Raw genomic sequence first — 15889 nt, 5'->3', positions numbered from 1 at the left:
TCGCCGCCGGGGGGAAGTCGTCCGGCGGGGGCGACGATGCCTCCCAGCCCGTGCGCGATGACCAGCTCGACGGCTTTGCGGGGTGGCGCGATGGCTGATGCGCACCGGGTGCCGCCCGCGTGCGTGCCCCGGCCAGGCCAGACGCGTTTCGGTCCCTGTCTCGGTTCCTTCCTCGCCACGCTGGGGCTGATCGTCCTCCTGCTGCTGTGCACACCAGTGGGCGCGGTGGGGCTCGACTACCGCACGTCCTGGGTCGGCAATACGCTGGGGTTCGGCAATGGCCGCTGGGTGCCCAACGCCGTGGAGGACATCGCCGTCACGCCGGAGGGTGTGGTGGTGACCAACACCGAGTGGGACGAGGCCGGCGGCGAGATCACGCTCATCCGCGACGGCAAGGTCGATGGCGTGGGCGACCACACCCACGGCTGGGGCAACTTCGGCGGCGACGCGATCGCCGTGGGCGACGGCTACGCCTTTACGGCGGCGCGCATCGAGAATGCCGGCGGCAAGCTGGCCAACCGGCCCGGCTATCCCGAGAAGAACACGGTCTGGTTCGGCCTGATGCGGCGCGAACTCGACCACCTGTCGCGCGGCGCGCCGTTCGAGGGCGGGGTGGGCAATGCCGACGACGTGAACCCGAGCCCGGTGCTGAACAGCTTCCTGCGTATCACCGCCGTGCGCGAGGGCGAGGACGCCGCCGTGCGCGGGCTGGCGGTGCAGAACAACGTGCTCTACGCGGCCACGCCGCTGCGCAACCGCATCGACCGCTTCGACACGCGCACCATGCGCCGGCTGGGCACCTGGGAGGCCGAGCAGCCGGGCAAGATGGCGCCGGACGGCGCCGGCAACCTGTGGGTGATCCTGCGCACGGCGGGCACGCAGGGCCGGCAGGTGGTGCGTTTCGACGCCGACGGCAAGCGCACCGCGCAGGTGCCGCTGCCGGCCGGCACCCTGCCGGTGGACATCGCCGTGGGCGTGGACGGCCGCCTGCTGATCGCCGACAACGGCCCGAACCAGAACCTGCTCTGGTTCCAGGTGGAGGGCAACACCGTGACCCCGGCGGGCGAGCTGGGCGAGCGCGGCGGCGCCTACAGCACCCGCAACGGCGCGCGCGCGGGCAGCGTGGGACCGCTGCGCTTCCAGGGCCTGACCAGCGTGGGCCTGGATCGCAAGGGCAATATCTACGTGGCGATGAGCGGCATGGGCCCGCGCCCGGTGGGCCATCGCCCCTACCATTTCGGCGCCGTGCTCGAAAGCTACACGCCGGACGCCAAGCCGCGCTGGCGGTTGGAGGGCCTGCTGTTCCTCGACACCGTGCATGTCGATCCGGGCGACCCCGGCTGGGCCTACACCGGCACCCGGCGCTTCCGGCTCGACTTCGACCACATGGACCCCGGCAGCGAGTGGCGCTACACCGGCATCACGCAGGACCCGTTCCGCTACCCGCAGGACGCCGCCTTCGCGGCGGGCCCCGAGGGGCGCGGCTTTCCGCTGATGCGGCGCATCCAGGGCCGGCTGTTCGGCTTCTTCACGGACCGCCACGCCAAGTACCTCAAGATCTATCGCTTCGATCCGGCCCGCTCGGAACTGGCCGTGCCGGCGGGGTTCATCTCGACCCGGCGCATCGAAGGCAACTGGCCGCCGTTCCAGCCGCCATCGGGCGAATGGATCTGGCACGACGACAACGGCGATTCCCGCTTCCAGGCCAACGAGTTCGAGCGCAACAGCGGCCGCGACGCCCCCGCCATGCAGGCCTGGTGGGTGGACGACCGGGGCGACGTCTGGGCCGGCTCCTACGACCAGGGCATCCGCCGCTTCCGCCTGCGCGGGCTGGACCGCCAGGGCAATCCCGACTACAGCTTCGACACCGTGGAGCGCGAGCCGATGCCGGCGCCGTTCACCAAGGTGCAGCGCCTGCAATATTTCCCGGAGACCGACACCATGTACCTGACCGGCGCCACGGCCGCCAAGCCCTATGACCCCGGCCAGTGGGACTCGATCGGGCGCGTGGTGGCGCGCTACGACAACTGGCGCGGCACCAGCCGCAACACCGTGCGCAAGCCGCGCTACGTGGTGGAGCTGGACAGCCTGCCGGGCCGCCGCCCGACGCAGGGCATCGAGGGCATCGCCGTGGCCGGCGACTACATGTTCCTGGTCGAGGCCGAAAAGGCCCATGTGCGGGTGCTGGAGAACCGCACCGGCCGGCATATCGGCGTGATGACGCCGGGCGGCGAGGTCGGCAACGAGAGCGGCTGGGTCGATGTGCCGATGGGCATCACCGCGCTGCGCCGCCCCAATGGCGAGTATGTGGTCTTCGTCGAGGAAGACGCGCGCGGCAAGAACCTGATGTACCGGTGGCGCCCGGCGGCGGCGGCCCCGGCATCGGCCGGGGAGGCGAAACGGCCATGATGGACGTCACCCTGCGGCGCAACCTGCTGATCAACCTGACCGGGCTCGCCCTGCCGACGCTGGTGTCGCTGGTCACCGTGCCGCTCTATATCAAGGTGCTGGGCGTGGACCGCTTCGGCGTGATGACGCTGGTCTGGGTGCTGGTGGGCTATTTCACGCTGTGCGACTTCGGCATCAGCCTGGCCGGCGAGAAGCGCATCGCCCGCGCGCTGGCCGTCGCCGACCGCACCGACATCGCCCTGACGTTCTGGAGCGCGCTCTGGACCAGCCTGGTCACCGGGCTGATCGGCGCGGTGATCCTGTGGGGCGTGGCCGGCGCCTATTTCCACTGGGCCACGCACGCGCCCGAGGCGCTGCTGAACGAGGTGACGCGGGCGCTGCCGTGGATCGCGCTGTCGATCCCGGTCGGCAACGTGGCGCTGGTGTTCGCCGGGGCCATCAGCGCGGCAGAGCGCTTCTCGGTCTTCAACATCAACCAGACCATCGGCACGGTGATGTTCCAGGTGCTGCCGGTGACGGCGGCCTTCGTGTTCGCGCCAACCCTGCAGGTGGCGCTGTGCACGGCGGTGATCGCCCGGGCCATCAGTGCGCTGATGCTGGGCGTGGCGGCGGTGCGGGTGCTGGAGATCGACACCGTCCAGCGGGCCCAGCGCGCCTGCGTGCGCGCGCTGTTCGGCTACGGCCGCTGGCTGCAGCTGACCGTGGCGGCCAACATGATCGGCGAGTCGCTGGACCGCGTGGTGGTCGGCGCGCTCCAGCCGCCGCGCTTCGTCACGTACTACGCGGTGCCGCAGAACCTGGTGTCCCGGCTGAACCTGCTCTCGGGTGCGCTCTCGCGCACGCTGTTCCCGCGCCTGGCCGCCGCCCCGCGCGAGGAGGCGGTGGAGATCGCCCATCACGCGCTCGGCTTTCTCCAGACGTTGCTCACGCCGGTGACGATTGGCGCGCTGTTCGTGCTGGAGCCGTTCCTGCGCTCGTGGGTGGGGCAGGAGCTGTCGTCCAGCTCGGGCGAGATCGGCCGGATCATGATCCTGGGTGTGTGGCTTGGCGGACAGACGACCGTGGCGCGCAACCTCATGCTGGCCCAAGGCAAGGAGGCGGGTGTGGCGCACGTGTCGCTGCTGCTGCTGCCGGCGTTTGCGCTGCTGCTGTGGGGCGGGGTCTACGTGTTCGGCATCCAGGGTGCGGTGATGGCGGTGCTGGTGCGCGGGGTGGCCGAGTATGCGGCGCTGCTGCGGCTCTGCGGCATGCGCGCAAGGCCGCTGGTGCATGAGATGGCGCCGCACCTGGTGTTCGTCTCGCTGGCGCTGCTGCTGGCATCGCACGTGGACGGCTGGCTCCCTTGCCTGGCGGCGGGCACGGCGCTCGCCCTTTGCAACATGGGATGGTCGCTGCACAGCTCGGCTACGTTCCGGGATGTGGCGAAGTCGGCCTGGCGGCGCGTGTCGCCGCGCCCCACGCCCGATGGCGCGGCACCGGATGTCGCCGCGCCCGCTAACCACGAAGGGAAGACATGAGGATCCTTCACCTGGCCAACCACGCCCGCGATGTCGGCAACGGCATCGTGAACGTCATGGTGGACCTGGCGGTGGCGCAGGCCGCGGCCGGGCACGCGGTCACCATCGCCTCCGCTGAATGCGGGTTTGGCGAACTGCTGGCCGGCTCGGGCGTGCGGCACGTGACGCTGGCGCAGCGCAAGCCGCTCGCGCTGCCGCTGGCGGTGCGCGAACTGCGCCGCCTGACGCGGGAGACCACGCCGGACATCGTCCACGCGCATATGGTGTCCGGGGCGCTGGTCGGCGCGCTGGCGCGCCGCGCGGGCGGCGGGCGCTACGCGCTGGTGACCACGGTCCATAACGAATTCCAGCGCAGCTCGGACCTGATGCGCCTGGGCGACCGCGTGGTGGCCGTCAGCGGCGCCGTGGCGGCGTCGATGATCGGGCGCGGCATTCCGGCGGACAAGATTCGCGTGGTGCGCAACGGCACCATCGGCTCGGCCCGGCTGGCGCGCCTGCCGGCGGCACGAAAGACGCTGGCGGGGCCGTCGATCGTCACGGTATCCGGCCTCTACGCGCGCAAGGGCGTGCTCGATCTGATCGATGCCTTCGCCGATGTGCACCGCGCCGTGCCGGGCGCGCAGCTCTATCTGGTCGGCAATGGCCCGGACCGCGCCGCCTGCGTGCAGCTGGCGGAGGATCTGGGCGTCAGCGACGCCGTGCACCTGCCCGGCTTCGCGCGCGACCCCCGGCCGTGGATGCGGGCCGCCGACGTATTCGTGCTGGCCTCGCACTCGGAGTCGTTCCCGCTGGTGCTGAGCGAAGCCCGCGAGGCGGGCTGCGCCATCGTCGCCACGGCGGTGGGTGGCGTGCCCGAGGCGCTCGGCTACGGCGCGGCGGGCCTGATCGTGCCGGCCCAGCGGCCCCGCCTGCTGGGCGAGGCGCTGTCGAGCCTGCTGCGCGACCGCGACACGCTCGACGGCTGGCGCGCGCGCGCCGCACAGGACATCGACTGGCTGCGCGTGGACCGCGTGGAGCGCGACTACGGCGCCATCTACACCGAATTGCTGGCCGAGCAGTTGGCGGGGGCGCGACCGCCCCAGCACGCCCCCCATGCCCCCCTTCCCGTCGCCGGCGTGACCGAGCCCGCCAAGGAGCTTGCGCGCCATGGCTGAACAGGACCCCCCACGTATGCTGCACGTAGACCTGCTGGCCCATGGCGCCAGGACGGGCAACCATCAGCCGTCGCCTGCACGGCGCGTGCTGTTCGTCGACCAGAGCGGCGAGATCGGCGGTGCGCAGCTCAGCCTGCTCGACATCGCGCGGCATCGCCGGCATGACAGCGAGGTGGTGCTGCTCGCCGACGGCCCGTTCCGCGAGCGCCTGGCCGCGCAGGGCGTGGTGGTGCGCGTGGAGGCGAGCGACGCCGTGGCGGCGCTGCGCCAGCGCGGATTCGGCGCGAGCGCGCTGCGCGGCCTGCTGGCGCTGCCCTCGCTGGTGCGGCGCGTGGCCCGGCGTGCGGCTGGCGCGGACGTGGTCTACGCCAACACGCAGCGCGCCATGGCGGTCTGCGTGCTCGGCAAGTGGCTGCATCGCCGCCCGGTGGTCTGGCACCTGCGCGATATCGTCGATGACAGCTTTTTCGGCGGCACGCAGTTACTGGCGATCCGCTGGCTGTCGCGCGGGCTCTCGCGCGTGGTGGCCAACTCGCAGGCCAGCGCGGACGCGTTCCGCAGGCTGGCCGGCGAAGGCGTGCCGGTGGACGTGGTGCATAACGGCATCGATCCCGCGCCGTTCGACGCCGCGCTGCAGCGCGACCGCATGGCGCTGCGCGTGGCGAACGGCCTGCCCGCCCGGGGCCTGGTGGTCGGCCTGTTCGGCCGGCTGACGTCCTGGAAGGGCCATCGCGTGCTGATGGATGCGGTGTCGCGCATGCCCGACACCACCATGGTCGTGGTGGGCGGGGCGCTGTTCGGCGAGCACGCCTACGAGGCGTCGCTGCGCGAGCGCGCGGCGCAGCCGGACCTGGCGGGGCGCGTCCATTTCACCGGCTTCCGGGCCGATGTGGCCGAACTCATGCACTGCATGGACGTGGTGGTGCATGCCTCGACCCGCGCCGAGCCATTCGGCCGTGTGGTGGTGGAGGGCATGCTGGCGGCGCGCCCGGTGGTAGCTACGGCGGCCGGTGGTGTCACCGAGATCGTCGACGATGGCGAGACCGGCATCCTGATCCCCTGCGACGATGCCCCGGCGCTCGCGGCGGCCCTGACCCGGCTGGCTGACGCCGCCGAGCGCGACCGGATGGGCGTCCGCGCCCGCGCGGCAGCGGTGGCGCGCTTCTCCCCCCAGGCCATGCTCACGGCCGTGGACCGCATCGTGGCCGACGTGGCACGCCGAGACGGCGTGGCGCAGGACGCGCCCGCCGTCTGACTTCCTTCCTGACTAATTAGATAGATCAGCGTGGCGTGATGGTTGCCGAACCGGTCGCCGAACCGGTCGCCGAGTCGGCGGTTATCGGCGTCACGCCGCCGGTGGTGCCCGCGCCGCGCGCGTGGCGGTGGATGTAGCCGCAGGCCAGCCGCGTGGTGCGCCACGCCTCAGCCACGCCGCGCAGCCCCTGCTGGCGCACGTTGTGGGCCAGGTTGTGGGACACGGCCGCCATCAGGAACACCGCGGCCTTGGCCGGGCGGCGTTCGCTCCAGCCATAGCGCTTGAACGTGGTGTAGATGCGCGAGGCGTGCAGGAACGGCCGGTAGTAGTCGCGGTTGGCTGGCGACGGGAAATGATGATTGGCCGCGCTGGCCAGCCATTCGATGCGGAAGTTGTGCTTGAACACCGCCCGGCTGGCCAGGTCGATCTCGTCGTAGCCATAGACCAGCTGCTCGTCGAAGGCCACGTGTTCGAACAGCTCGCGCGGAAACACGGTGCTGTTGATCACGATCGAGTACATGCGCTCGCCGCAGCGGTAGTTGTGCTGCTGGAAGCCGAGGAAGGCGCCCTTGTGCGGCCGGACGCGCTCGCCGTGGCAGACCTCGGTGCCGGTCAGGATCAGCCGGTTGGCGGGCCCGCCGGCGGCCACGTGGTGCACGTGGTCGTCGAGCAGCCGTTCGGCCATCTGCTGGAGGAAGGTCTCGCCCAGCGTGGCGTCATCGTCGATAAACAGCACGTGCGTGCCCGTGGCGGCAGCCAGGGCGCGGTTGCGGTTGGCGCAGAGGCCGCGGCGCGGCCCTTCGACGTAGGTGATGGCCGGGAACTCGCCCAGCATCATGTCGCGCGTGCGGTAATCCGTGCTGTCGTCGGAGACGATCAGCTGGTGCACGGGCGTCGTGGAGGTCTGGACCGATTGCAACGCGCGGCGCAGGTCGTCGGGCCGGTTTCGCGTGCAGATGCACAGCGAGAACGTCGGCAGGAAGCTGGCTGACATGGCGATTTCTCCCGTCGGGCTGGTGCCCGTATCGTCGTTTGCAGCCTGTGCGGCTGTCTTCGTCAGTCTGGGAGGCGCGGCCACCGGGGTCTGTACGCTCGCTCACTCACTCCCCGGCTCCCGCGCCTGCGCGCGGGGAGCCCCGGGGAGGGGGGAGCAAACGCGGCTCAGATGCCGGGCTGCGTGGGGAAGGACGCCTCGCGCCGTACCGCCGGCGCCGCGCGCGTGGCGCGCTCGTCGCCGCTGACCCAGTCCAGCGTGGCGCCGCGTTGCAGCGCGGCGTAGACCGCTTCGCCCTTGTTCTTGACCTTCAGGCGCTGGTACAGCGTGCAGGCGTGGCTCTTCACCGTGGCCACCGAGATATTGAGCATGCGGCTGACCGTCTTGATCGGATAGCCGCGTGCCAGCAGCACCAATACCTCGTACTGGCGCGGCGTGATCTTGAGCATCTCGGCTTCGTCGTAGCTCGGTTCGTCCTCGGTCAGCGGCTGGGCCGTGGCACGCAGGGCGCCCATTGCGGCGCGGGGCGTGGCGGCGCAGGCGGCCAGCGCGTGCGGATCGGTCTGCACCGTGGCGGTCAGCGGCAGCGGCGCAGCCGAAGCCAGCGACAGCGTGGCCGGCAGCGCCGAACGCGAGGCGGCCGGGGCGGTCGCCACGGCGGCCGGCAGGGCATCGCCCGCGAACATCAGGCCCTGCACGCTGGAGATGGCGAGCCGGATGGCGGCTTCGATCACGGCCAGCGAGGCCGATTTCGGCAGGCAGCCGCAGATACCCCGCGCGGCGTCAGCCGTGGGCGCATGCAGCGGCAGCTGGTCGGACAGCACCAGGATGCGTTGCGGCGCAAGCCGTTCGCGCGCCAGTTCCAGTTGTGTCCAGCCGGCGAACTCGTCGGCGGGCATACCGAAGACCAGCAGGTCGGCATTGCGGTGTGGGGTGTCCAGTTTGCCGATGTCGGCTGGCGCAAGCGCCAGTACATGTCCGGATTCCTGGATGGTTTCGAGCATCTGCAACAGCCCGAGGCGGAGCAGTGGATGCTCCTCGATCAGCAAGGCGTTCATTATTCTTCACTCCCCGTTGGCGGGTGAGCTGCGGGCGCTTTGCGTAAGGGAATATCACCGGCAGGGCGGCCACCCATGACAGATGCCGCGAAGACCGCTTGAACCCCGTGCTTCCGTGTCAGTCGATGTCCAGTTGTGAGATTGGACTTTGCCGCGCGACCGGAAGGTTGACCCGAACCCTAACCCGAAAAAAAATTTCGCTCCTAAATTCGGCTTAAATTCATCTTATGGGCTGGTTCATCCGAAAGCAAGCGGGTGGAATTCAGCGTCTGCTGAGGTGGAATGAAAACGAACTCATAATCCGTTGCTAAACCGAGCCACCCCTCATGCGTTTGGGCGGCGATGTTCGCCAAACGCCATCTGGCACAGGCTGGCCGCCCGGTTGCAGGCCTGATACAGGCGGTCCCGAATATGTTTCACCACTGCAACCATATTGAATAAAAGACACACGATAAATGGAAAAAGCTCACCCGACTGGGGGGTATGGCATTAACGAAAGTCTGCTTTATGCGCCAGTTTTGCAACCATTACAAAATGACTGGCGGATGGCGGCAGGAGCAGTTCTCCTTTTGTGGGGAGTCTCGTGGCCTAGTGCAAAAGGATGAGAGTGAAATCCCACCTCCGGAGGAAAGTAATCGAGGGTGTTAAGGGGGCGGCGCCCGGCTTGCCACCCACCTTCGTGGGGATACACCCCACCTCCCGGGGGAGGGCTGAAAGCCCAATGGACCGATTGCCGGAATAGGAAAAGGAAGGGAAACGAAAAGGAAACGGGCCGGACCACATGCCCATGGTCCGGCCCGTTTCCTTATTCAATGGCTACGCTTAGCGCGCCCAATACCCTGGACGCCTCACCCAGCCGCGGGGGCTCTGCACCCAGCGGTCCGGCACATAGCGGTAGCCGGGGCGCGCCGCCTGGTAATAGCCGCCGCGCCAGGCGTAGTTGCCCTGCACGCGGTCGTAGTGGCCGGGCACCCAGACCTTGCCGGGCCGCGGCGCCGGGCGCACTTCATGGCGCGGCGGCGGCGGGCGGTCGTCGTAGCCATTGCCATGGGCCTGGGCGGGCGACATCAGCCCGAAGGCACTCCCGGCGGCAAGGACAGCGGCGGCAAGCATCAGTTGGCGTTTCATGGTGGTTCTCCTTCTACCGGGTCATCCGGTCGGGCAAAGCAAGCTGCGGGATTGGGTTTGTTCGATGAAGTCCGACGCCGTGGCCGATCAATAGCGGCCGCGGTCGTGGTAGTGGTAATGGCCGCCGCGCGGCGGCACGACGATGCAGGCCGAAAGCAGGGCGCTCGTGGTGGCCAGCAAAAGGGTCAGGGCGATGGCGCGTTTCATGTGGGACTCCGTATGCGATTCGCTCGGTGGCGGTTCGCGTTGAACACGGCTTCACTGTAGCGACGCACCCCCGCCCCGCGCGGTTGCACTTGTAAGGCAGTCTTCGCGCCGGATGCGGCGAAAACGCCTCCCAATCGGCTTGGCCCATCGCCCGCCAGCCCTTGTCGGATAAGGCTTTGCGGCGAAGTGACGCCTACGCCCGCGGCGGGGCTGGCCGCAAGGCCCAGGGTAATGTGGCGTTACATCGGAAATGTCTGCTGCAAAGATTTGCCACGGGGGCAGCGCTGTCCTGATCCATTGACGTCGCCACGCTTCGCGCAGAAACGGGTACGCTTCAGCCTGTGCGCCCCGCACGGCGGGCTTCCCCGCAACGGTGCGCACCCCGCGCCGACGCCCTCGCCGGTCTCCGAAAACGCCCCACGGTGCGTCATCGGCAGCCGATTCCGGGGCCGCGCGCGTGGCACGAAGCTTGCGCCAGTCTGTTCGCCGTATTCCCGAGGGAGGACGTCATGCCGGTCATGTTCATCGTGCTGATCCTGCAGGCGCTCGAAGGCCTGAGCCCGCTGTCGGTGCCGCGTTTCGCGCGGATGCAGTTCGAAGACAGGGGCGATGCCGTCGCGGTCATGGAGCGCTCCAGCGTGCCGTGACCCCATCCGCCGTTCTCTCCCGGGCCAATGCCAAATACCAACGGAGGGAACATGAATCGCAGTGACGTGACCGATCTGATCATCGAAGCCAGGGTCAGGCGCGGGATTTCCTGGGCGCAGGTGGCCGAGCGCGTGGGCAAGAGCAAGGAATGGACGACGGCCGCGTGCCTGGGCCAGATGGTGTTCGACGAAGCCGGCGCGCGCGCCGTGATGGAGATCTTCGACCTCCCCGCGGAAGCCGAACCGTGGCTGCGCACCGTGCCCTACAAGGGCTCCCTGCCCACCCAGGTCCCCACCGACCCGCTGATCTACCGCTTCTACGAGCTGGTCAGCGTCTACGGCACCACTTTCAAGGCGCTGATCCATGAGGAATTTGGCGACGGCATCATGAGTGCCATCGACTTCCGCATGGACCTCCAGCGCGAAGCGGACCCCAACGGGGACCGCGTCCGGATCGAGATGTCCGGCAAGTTCCTGCCCTACAAGACGTATTGAAGGGCGCCGGGGCGGGCAGGCCGCCCCGGCATTTCCGTGTGTCGGATCGCACAGAGGCCGCGCGCCTCCCCTCGCCAGAATGCAGGAAACTGCCATGCGGCAACCCAGGGGGAGACACGGGCCATGCAGATCACTTACGACAAGCAGACCATCAACGCGTCCAACCCGCTGGCACGTTTTGCGCACCGGAGCCGGATCGCGCTGGGCCTCGGCATGGTGTCCGCCCGCTGCCCGCACGGCGGCACGGTGGTGGACTTCGGCGCGGGGCCGGGGTTGTTCCTGCACCGGCTTGGCCAGGCGCGGCCTGACCTGTCGCTGGCCGGACTCGACCCCTACAAGACCCCGGACTACCCCGAGATCCGCTATCTGGCCGAAATGGACGCCCAGCCCGCTGACTCGGTGGACATGCTGACCGCGTTCGAAGTCTGCGAGCACCTCTATGCGGACGAGGTCGACACCTTCCTCGACGACGCCCTGCGCATCCTGCGCCCCAGCGGCACGCTGATCATCTCGGTGCCGGTGATGTATGGCGTCGCCATCGTGCCGAAGCTGCTCAACGGCATGGTCAGCGAGCGCACGTTACGCATGGATCACACGCCGGGCGAGGCACTGCGGGCGCTGATGGGGTTGCCGGTCACGCGGCCGGACAATCCCCGCCATACCCACAAGGGTTTCGACTTCCGCAAGCTGCGCGCGCAGGTGAGCACGCGCTTCGACGTGGAAGCCGAATCCACCAGCCCGCTGCGTCAGCTGCCGTGGTGGCTCAGTTCGCAAGTCTTCATGATCTGCCGGCCACGCGAGGCCTAGGGCCCCGGAGGCTGGCTTCAGCCGAAGAACTCGTTGTAGTAGCGCGTGCAATGGCCCGATTGGCGGAAGGTGTAGGGCAGTTCCGCCATGGCGGCTGCGTCGAGCGAGCCGAAGGGGATGTCGAGGTCCAGGTCGTGCTGGGCGGTCTGGTCGTCGGTGCGGGAAGTCTGTTGCGGATTCACGGTAACGCTCGCTCAAGTCAATGGCGCGTTCTGGGCGCCGGGGTCTGGAAGTTCGACGGGCGGGATCGCCGCCACGGGTTGAATCCTACGCAAGCAATGCGTATCGATCATCGGGGCGCGCCTCAAAACACTATTTCACGATCGCCATCAATCGTCGGGACCTATCGGGCCGATAGGGTCCACCCTTCCCCCATCACTCGCCCCAGAAAGCGCCGCCGCCTTCCCGTGACGGGTCTATAGTGGGCTGGGGAGCCGCTCCCTCGCGGCGCCTGTCCCCCTGTCCTTCCAGTCACCGCCAACGCCTGCGGGAGCACGCCATGACACTACCGCCGTGCTATGCCGACCGCCGCGAGGCGGGCACCTATCTGGGCCGGGATCTCGCCGAACGCGGGATGGGCCATACCGATGATGGCCAGCCGGCGCTCGTGCTGGCGCTGCCGCGCGGTGGCGTACCCGTGGCTTTCGAGGTGGCGCGCGCGCTGGACGGCGCGCTGGACGTGCTGCTGGTGCGCAAGATCGGCGCCGCCGGCTACCCGGAACTGGCGCTGGGCGCGGTGGTGGAGGGCGATGCCAGCGGCGGCGAGCCGCATACCGTGGTCAATGACGATCCGTGGGCGCAGCGTTCGGTGGAGTCCGGCGCCTTCGATGCCGAGCGCGGCCGCCAGCTCAACGAGATCTGCCGGCGCCAGCAGCGTTATCGCGGCGGGCACGCCGTGACGGCGATGCAGGGGCGGCAGGTGATTGTCGTCGATGACGGCGTGGCCACCGGCGCCACCATGCGCGCGGCCCTGCACGCGGTGCGGGCCGCCGGCGCGGCGCGGGTCGTGGCGGCCACCCCGGTCGGGGCGGCGGACGGGCTCGATTCGCTGCGCGAAGTGGCCGACGAAGTGGTGTGCCTTAAGACCCCGGACAGTTTCGGCGCCGTGGGCGCCTTCTACCTCGACTTCACGCAGACCAGTGACGAAGAGGCGCTGACCCTGCTGCGTGAGGCGCAGTTGTCAGCGATCACCGCCGCGGGCAGCCAGCCGGGCCTTCAGGTGCGGCACCAGCCCACCCGCCCGTAGCAGCGCGCGCAGGAAGTCCGGCATCGGCTCGCACGCCAGGTGCGTGCCGTCTTCGAGCCGGATACGCGCGCCGTCCAGATCCAGCGTGGCGCGCGCGCCATCGGCCAGTAGCGCCGCCTCGGCGCACACCATCACCGGCAGGCCAAGATTGAGCGCGTTGCGATAGAACAGTCCCGCGAAGGATGGCGCGATGACGGCCGCCACGCCGAGGTGGCGCAGCGCCTGCGGGGCCTGCTCGCGCGACGACCCCATGCCGAAGTTGCTGCCGGCCACGACAAGGTCGCCGGGGCGCACCGAGGCCGGAAACTCCGGCCGCAGCGAGGCCAGGCAATGCTGGGCGAGCACGTCGATGCCGGCCTTCATATAGGTGCCGGGCGCCATGGCGTCAGTATCGACATCATCGCCAAAGCGCCAGATCCGGCCGGCTTGCGGCAGGGGGAATTCGGGGGCGGGGGGCATGTAACGCGTTGTCTGTCTCTTTCTGGTTTTTATGGGGATGCTACGGATGATGCGGGTGCAGCGAGTCAGGCGAGCAGCGTGCGGGGATCGGTAATGCGCCCGGTCACCGCGCTGGCAGCTACGGTCATCGGGGAGCCCAGCCAGACTTCGCTGCCGGCATCGCCCATGCGTCCCGCGAAGTTGCGCGCGGTGGAGGCGATGGCGTGGCTGCCGGCCGGGAAGCGGCTCGCGCCATAGCCGGCACAGGCGTTGCAGGCGTTGGGCAGCAGCGCGGCGCCGGCATCGGTCAACACTTGCAGCGTGCCTTCGCGCGCGGCCTGTTCCTGGTCACGCAGGGAGGCCGGGGCCACGCGCAGCGACACGCCGGGCGCCACCTTGCGCCCGCGCAGCACGCTGGCGGCCATGCGCAAGTCCTCGAGCTTGGCGCCGGTGCAAGCGCCCAGGTAGGCAATCTCCACCGGCTGGCCGGCGCTGACTTCCACCGGCGCGCTGTTGGCCGGCGAATGCGGCGCGGCCACCTGCGGCGCGAGCGTGCTGGCATCGAAACAATGGGTGGTCAGGACCGGCGCACCGGCGTCGCTGCGCCAGTGGCGGGTGTCGATGGCGGCCAGCGCGGTGGCATCCACGCCGGCTTCGGCCAGCCATGCGAGCGTGGTGGCGTCCGGCGCAACCAGCCCGGTCTGCGCGCCCAGTTCGGTACTCATATTGCACAGCGTCATGCGTTCCTGCATCGGCAGGGCGGTGACGGCGGCGCCGGTGTACTCGATGGCCTCGTAGTGGCCGCCGGCCATGCCGAGCTGCGCGCACAGGAACAGCATCATGTCCTTGGCGCAGACGCCGGTGCCCAGCGCGCCGCGCCAGTCGATGCGGATGGTCTGCGGCACGCGCAGCCAGATCTCGCCGGTGGCCAGCACGCCGGCCATCTCGGTGGCGCCGATGCCGAACATATAGGCGCCGAACGCGCCGCCGGTGGGCGTGTGGCTGTCGCCGCCGACGATGAAGCGGCCCGGCAGCACGTGGCCCTGCTCGGGCAGCACCACGTGGCAGATGCCCTGGCCATCGATAAAGTTCGAAATGCCGGCCTCGCGGACCCAGTCGCGCGTAAATTGGACGATGGCCTCGGCGTCGGGGTCGGCGGCCGGCACGTAGTGGTCGGTCACCACCACGAAGCGCGTGGGATCCCACACCTTGACGCCCAGCTCGCGCAGCAGCGGCGCCACGCGGCGCGGGCCGCTTGAGTCGTGCGCCATCGCCAGATCGACCTTGCACATCACCACCGTGCCGGGCGTGACGTGCGCCACGCCGGCGGCCCGGGCGACCAGCTTCTGCGCCAGCGTGGCCGGCGGGGCGGCGGGGGGCTCGGCGGCGTGGCCGCTCGGCAGCGTCATTCCGGCTGGGCTCCCGAGTACTTGACCACGGTGGCCCAGCGCTTCACGTCCTGCTTGACGAAGGTGGCGAAGGCGTCCGGCGCCATCGCGCTCGGCTGGGCGCCGTCGTTCTCGAGCCGCTTGCGCACCGCTGGCGATTCCAGCCCGTGGCGCGCGGCCTGATACAGCGCCTGGGTCACCTCCGGCGGCAGGTTGGCCGGCCCGAACAGGCCGAACCACGCGCTGGACTCGAAACCCTTCACCGTCGCGCCAATCGGCTGCGCGCCCGGGAACTGGGGCAGCGGCGCGGGGCTGGTCACGCCCAGCACCTTGAGCTTGCCCGCCTTCACGTGCTGGGCGACGTTGAGCGTGCTGGCGAACATCAGGTCCACCTGCCCGGCGAGCAGGTCCGTGATGGCCGGCGTGGTGCCCTTGTAGGGGATGTTGACGATATAGGTACCGGTCATCATCTTGAACATGTCACCGGCCAGATGCACCGACGAGCCAACCGAGCCGATGCCGAAATTGAGCTTGCCCGGCTCGGACTTGGCCAGCCGGATCAGTTCGGGGATGTTGTTGGCCGGCAGTTTCGGCGTGGCCACCAGCACGCTCGGCACCGTGGCCACCAGCGTGATCGGCGTGAAATCCTGGATCGGATCGAACGGCAGCTTCTTGTAGAGCGTGGCGTTGATGGTATGGCTGGTGAAGCTCATCAGCAGCGTGCTGCCATCGGCCGCGCTCTTGGCCACCATGTCCGCCGCGATGTTGCCGCCGGCGCCGGGACGGTTCTCCACCACCACCGGCTGGTCCAGCGACTGCGACATTTCCTGGGCGATGGTGCGCGCGAGGGTGTCCGTGGTGCCGCCGGCCGGCGCACCCACGAGGATGCGGATCGGCTTGCCGCCGGCTACCGCGGCGTGCGCGCCGGCGGGCAGCACGAGTGCCACGCACAGCGCCGCCGAGGCCGAAGCCATCAGCGCGGCGGGAAGGTGTTGGAACAGACGGTGGAAGGGGCGAAGAACAGCAGCGCGGGCGGGCGGACAGGCAGGCGGACAAGCGAGCTGGTGCGCGCGCGGGCGGACGACTGGCATGACGGTAGCTCCTCGACAGTGTGATCAGGAGTGCGCAGTATCGCCCGGAATCCGC

General features: G+C 69.5%; 15 protein-coding genes. 8 read left to right on the top strand and 7 right to left on the bottom strand.

The features are described from left to right. The first annotated feature begins 90 nt into the window (after positions 1-90). The 4 genes from AC1DEL_RS00225 to AC1DEL_RS00210 are packed head-to-tail and all read left to right on the top strand — an operon-like array spanning position 91 to position 6335. Positions 91-2409 carry an NHL repeat-containing protein gene (locus AC1DEL_RS00225; protein WP_477125131.1) on the top strand — a complete coding sequence of 773 codons (2319 nt, stop codon included), beginning with the start codon at positions 91-93 and terminating at the stop codon, positions 2407-2409. Continuing rightward, positions 2406-3926, top strand: coding sequence for an oligosaccharide flippase family protein (locus tag AC1DEL_RS00220; RefSeq protein ID WP_441591181.1), 1521 nt, complete (start codon positions 2406-2408; stop codon positions 3924-3926). The genes AC1DEL_RS00225 and AC1DEL_RS00220 overlap by 4 nt, the downstream gene beginning before the upstream one ends. Continuing rightward, positions 3923-5080, top strand: a complete 1158-nt coding sequence (locus AC1DEL_RS00215; protein ID WP_477125132.1) for a glycosyltransferase — start codon at positions 3923-3925, stop codon at positions 5078-5080. Before AC1DEL_RS00220 ends, AC1DEL_RS00215 begins: the two co-directional genes overlap by 4 nt. A gap of 16 nt (positions 5081-5096) precedes the next feature. Beyond that, entirely contained in the window at positions 5097-6335 is a 1239-nt protein-coding gene (locus AC1DEL_RS00210; protein WP_441644630.1) for a glycosyltransferase family 4 protein, read from the top strand. 25 nt (positions 6336-6360) lie between these two features. Here AC1DEL_RS00210 and AC1DEL_RS00205 read toward each other — a convergent pair whose 3' ends face one another. From AC1DEL_RS00205 to AC1DEL_RS00195, 3 genes are all read right to left on the bottom strand, one after another. Next, the gene (locus AC1DEL_RS00205) at positions 6361-7329 is read right to left on the bottom strand and encodes a glycosyltransferase family 2 protein (RefSeq protein ID WP_441644631.1); all 969 of its coding nucleotides are present in this window, start codon (positions 7327-7329) and stop codon (positions 6361-6363) included. 167 nt (positions 7330-7496) lie between these two features. Further along, complete coding sequence (locus AC1DEL_RS00200) at positions 7497-8387, bottom strand: helix-turn-helix transcriptional regulator (RefSeq protein ID WP_092294254.1); 891 nt, start codon at positions 8385-8387, stop codon at positions 7497-7499. 822 nt (positions 8388-9209) lie between these two features. Next, positions 9210-9515 (bottom strand): YXWGXW repeat-containing protein, encoded by a 306-nt coding sequence (locus AC1DEL_RS00195; RefSeq protein WP_092294256.1) that lies wholly within the window; start codon positions 9513-9515, stop codon positions 9210-9212. A gap of 716 nt (positions 9516-10231) precedes the next feature. Here AC1DEL_RS00195 and AC1DEL_RS00190 point away from each other — a divergent pair. From AC1DEL_RS00190 to AC1DEL_RS00180, 3 genes are all read left to right on the top strand, one after another. After that, entirely contained in the window at positions 10232-10369 is a 138-nt protein-coding gene (locus tag AC1DEL_RS00190) for a hypothetical protein (RefSeq protein ID WP_177219904.1), read from the top strand. 51 nt (positions 10370-10420) lie between these two features. Further along, a complete protein-coding gene (gene cynS / locus AC1DEL_RS00185) occupies positions 10421-10864 on the top strand; it encodes a cyanase (RefSeq protein ID WP_477125133.1) in 444 nt (147 codons plus the stop codon). Positions 10865-10987: 123 nt separating this feature from the next. Beyond that, a complete protein-coding gene (locus AC1DEL_RS00180; protein WP_454757495.1) occupies positions 10988-11671 on the top strand; it encodes a class I SAM-dependent methyltransferase in 684 nt (227 codons plus the stop codon). A 17-nt stretch (positions 11672-11688) separates the two neighbouring features. Here the strand turns inward: AC1DEL_RS00180 and AC1DEL_RS00175 are convergent, their stop codons facing one another. Further along, positions 11689-11853, bottom strand: coding sequence for a hypothetical protein (locus AC1DEL_RS00175; protein ID WP_177219905.1), 165 nt, complete (start codon positions 11851-11853; stop codon positions 11689-11691). Positions 11854-12170: 317 nt separating this feature from the next. Here AC1DEL_RS00175 and AC1DEL_RS00170 point away from each other — a divergent pair, with 317 nt between their 5' ends. Beyond that, entirely contained in the window at positions 12171-12917 is a 747-nt protein-coding gene (locus tag AC1DEL_RS00170) for a phosphoribosyltransferase (protein WP_092294259.1), read from the top strand. Here AC1DEL_RS00170 and AC1DEL_RS00165 read toward each other — a convergent pair. From AC1DEL_RS00165 to AC1DEL_RS00155, 3 genes are all read right to left on the bottom strand, one after another. Further along, on the bottom strand, positions 12852-13376 hold the full coding sequence (locus AC1DEL_RS00165; protein ID WP_092294261.1) for a LeuD/DmdB family oxidoreductase small subunit: 525 nt from the start codon (positions 13374-13376) through the stop codon (positions 12852-12854). The two genes, AC1DEL_RS00170 and AC1DEL_RS00165, sit on opposite strands and share 66 nt — an antisense overlap. Before the next feature lie 65 nt (positions 13377-13441). Continuing rightward, a complete protein-coding gene (locus AC1DEL_RS00160) occupies positions 13442-14764 on the bottom strand; it encodes a 3-isopropylmalate dehydratase large subunit (protein ID WP_477125134.1) in 1323 nt (440 codons plus the stop codon). Then, positions 14761-15834, bottom strand: coding sequence for a tripartite tricarboxylate transporter substrate binding protein (locus AC1DEL_RS00155; protein WP_369823416.1), 1074 nt, complete (start codon positions 15832-15834; stop codon positions 14761-14763). Before AC1DEL_RS00155 ends, AC1DEL_RS00160 begins: the two co-directional genes overlap by 4 nt. Between the last annotated feature and the right edge of the window lie 55 nt (positions 15835-15889).

Source organism: Cupriavidus sp. 10L43_2 (assembly GCF_056395265.1).
Note: the sequence above shows the minus strand (reverse complement) of the source record. Positions and strands in the feature narration are given on the sequence as shown.